The 2,987-nt window shown below is 59.0% G+C and carries 3 protein-coding genes; all 3 read right to left on the reverse strand.

The features are described 5' to 3' along the window. Positions 1 to 374 (reverse strand): IS21 family transposase (locus GXX82_16815; GenBank protein ID NLT24707.1); only part of this gene is annotated, 374 nt, incomplete at its 3' end. 87 nt (positions 375 to 461) lie between these two features. Further along, on the reverse strand, positions 462 to 1,235 hold the full coding sequence (locus GXX82_16820) for an ATP-binding protein (protein ID NLT24708.1): 774 nt from the start codon (positions 1,233 to 1,235) through the stop codon (positions 462 to 464). Continuing rightward, positions 1,232 to 2,728: an IS21 family transposase gene (locus tag GXX82_16825; protein ID NLT24709.1), complete on the reverse strand. Its 1,497-nt coding sequence runs from the start codon at positions 2,726 to 2,728 to the stop codon at positions 1,232 to 1,234. The genes GXX82_16820 and GXX82_16825 overlap by 4 nt, the downstream gene beginning before the upstream one ends. Positions 2,729 to 2,987 lie beyond the last annotated feature (259 nt).

Below are 2,987 nucleotides of genomic sequence, written 5' to 3' on the forward strand. Positions count from 1 at the left end.
ACGTCGAGGGTCTTCTTCCAGGCCCGGTAGCGCAGACAGAACTGGCTGTACTGGTAGCCGTCGGGGTTCTTCTCCCTGTATTCCTGCCAGAGGAGCTGCATGGTGACGTGCTTCTTCTTCATCTCCCGGTGGAGATACTCAAAGGGCGGCATTCCCCTCATCTCTTCCGTGAGCGACCTCTCGGACGGGAAGAGGAGCCTCTCGACGGCGTCATCGTCAAGACCGGCCGGCAGGGGCCAGGCAAGTCCCGCCTTCCTCGCCCGGGACAGGTAGTCCTTGACGGTGGTCCGCCCGATGCCGCAGTTCTGTGCGACCTGCCCCGTCGACAGGCCGCTCTCGTGGGTAAGCCGCAGCACTTCCCCGATCTTTCTCATGGATAATTGGCAATGACAACCTAAAAATGACCCACTGTGATCACGCAAAAATGACCCACCCCTGCTTTAGTTAAAAAAATATATCTCTCATGCCTTGTCCCTGTTCACCGGGGATTTCTTCTTCAGACTCTCCTTCAGTCTGTAGCTGTCCCAGTTGCACATAACGATATGCGCCTTGTGCGTCAGCCTGTCGAGAAGCGCCGCCGTCAGGGTCGGATCCCCGAACAGCTGTGTCCAGTCGGCGAAGCCAAGATTCGTCGTTATGATCACGGAGGCCCTCTCGTACCTCTCCGCCAGGAGCTGGAAGAGAAGCTGCGATCCCTCACGGGAGAAGGGGACATACCCAAGCTCGTCGAGGATAAGGAGGCCGAACCGCGACATCTTCTGGATTATCCTGCCGACGGCGCGTTCACTTCGGGCCTCTATGAGCTCGTTGACGAGACCTGCCCCGGTCACGAACCGGGTGCGGACCCCCTGGCGGCATGCCTCGAGTCCCAGGGCCGTCGCAAGATGGGTCTTGCCGGTGCCCGTCTTCCCGACAAAGATGATGTTCCTTTTCTCCTTGATATACGTTCCCTCCGCCATCTCCCGCACCAATCTTTTGTCGAGACCTTCGGCTTCCTCAAAACTGAAGCCTTCCATGGTCTTCATGACCGGGAACCGCGCATCCCTGATCCGCCGTTTCAGGCGGTTGTCGGCACGGGCCTCGAGCTCAGATTCCATGAGCGACAGCAAATAGTCCTCATAGTCCGAACCCGTGTTCCGGGCCTCGCGTGCCCGGGCTGCATAGACCCTCAGGATGGCGGTGAGCTTGAGCTGTTTGAGATATTCCGTGAGAAGCGCCTCCGTCGCCGGCCTCATCGTATCACCCCCAGGTCGGCGTACGGGGTCATGTCCGGCACGGGCGTCGCCGGCCAGCCCACAAGGGGCTCAAAATGCTCTTCCGGACCGGAGTAGACGAGCATGTGTCGTATCCCGTCGCTTGCGGAGACAGAGTTCTCGAGGGCAAGCTCCACCACGGCCTCGATGTCTTCAGGCGGGTAGTCCCTGTAGAGCATGAGCACGGATATAAAGTCCTTTATCCCCGGTGTGTCCCCCTGCTTCTGCCTGAACCGTGCGAGGAGCTTCTCGAGACACGCCGGCCACTCTTCACGCCACCTTCGGATGACAAGGGCGCTGTCGAAGGCGCCGGGCTTGCGTCTTACCAGTTCCAGGTAATGCTGGGGATCGAGCTGCCACTTGTTGTTCCCGAAGAGCCTCTCGTGGCGTGCTATCCTTCCACCGTCATGGAAGATGTCGACCCCGTCGATGGATAGCTCTACCCTGACCTTTAACCGGGCATACGAGACCGGTACGGAGTAGCGGTTCTTGTCGACGACGACGGTCGAGTACTTGTCGACGCTCGTTTCAAGAAGGGCGATATTGGCAAGCGGTACGGCGGGAAGAGGGACAAGACATTCCTTCTCTCTTTCAAAGAGGCTCCCGATGTTCTCCGTGCGCCCGGCAATCCGGTGGGAGCCGTGGCGAAGGCAGGAGCGCAGAAGGTGCGCGTTGAGCTCCTCGAAGCTGTCAACGACGGGGACGGGAACGAGGAAGTTGCGCCGCACATACCCGATGACGCCTTCCACCCCGCCCTTCTCATTGGCGGATCCCGGGTTGCAGAAGCGGGCCTCAAAATTATAGTAGGACCTTAACCTGCGGAAGGCGTCCTGTTCGATGCGGTTCCGGCCGGTCAGGACCTTCTCGACGGCGCTTCTCAGGTTGTCATACACGAGGACGGGGAAGACCCCGCCGAAGAAGTCGAAGGCATGCACGTGGGCATCGAAGAAGGCCTGCTGCCTCTCGCAGGGATAGGCGCGTACGAAGGGCCTGCCGGAGAACCTGGGGCGCATGCAGAAGAAGTGGAACGGTGTCCGTATCCCCCTGACCATGGCGACGGCCTCTCCCCAGTCGACCTCCGCCTCCCGTCCGCACTCGGGTTCGAGGATGAGATATGCGCGGGACGTGTCCATCCCTTCTTTTGCCTTCACCTGGCGGACGTACCGGCGCACGGTCACCTCGCTTCCGGTGTATCCTTCCTCCTCGACGAGGCGCGTGTAGATCCTGCGGGCGGTGTGGCGCTGTTTTTTCGGGATCTCACGGTCTTCCTTGAGCCAGCGCTCTATCGTGTCCCGGTGCTTCCCGAGAACGGGGTATGCCTGTACCGATCGCCGTTTATACTCGGGGAACTCACCCTCAAGGATCTTCCTGATCGTCACCCGGGAATGGCCCGTCTCCTTCTGTATCTGCCGGATGCTTTTGCCGTAAACCCGGTGCGCCGTCCTGATGTACTCGTACTGATCCATCGTTATCACCCTTTCCCTCCGGTACAGTCGGTCTTGTCAGACCAACTTACCAGAGATCGTTCCGGGGGTGGGTCATTTTTCGATGATCATTTGCCCCTTGGGTGGGTCAGTTTTAGGTTATCACAACCAATAATCTCCTTCTCGCCATAGACGCTCCTCTCGTCATGTTATTTTGGGAGAAGCGTAATAGCACTTCGTAAAGTTATCCAGCGTTCTTTTCCGGTTGACGGGGTGGTCGGATTACATCATAACCGGTGGTCGGATTGGA

The organism is Syntrophorhabdus sp. (genome assembly GCA_012719415.1).
Classification (GTDB): domain Bacteria; phylum Desulfobacterota; class Syntrophorhabdia; order Syntrophorhabdales; family Syntrophorhabdaceae; genus Delta-02.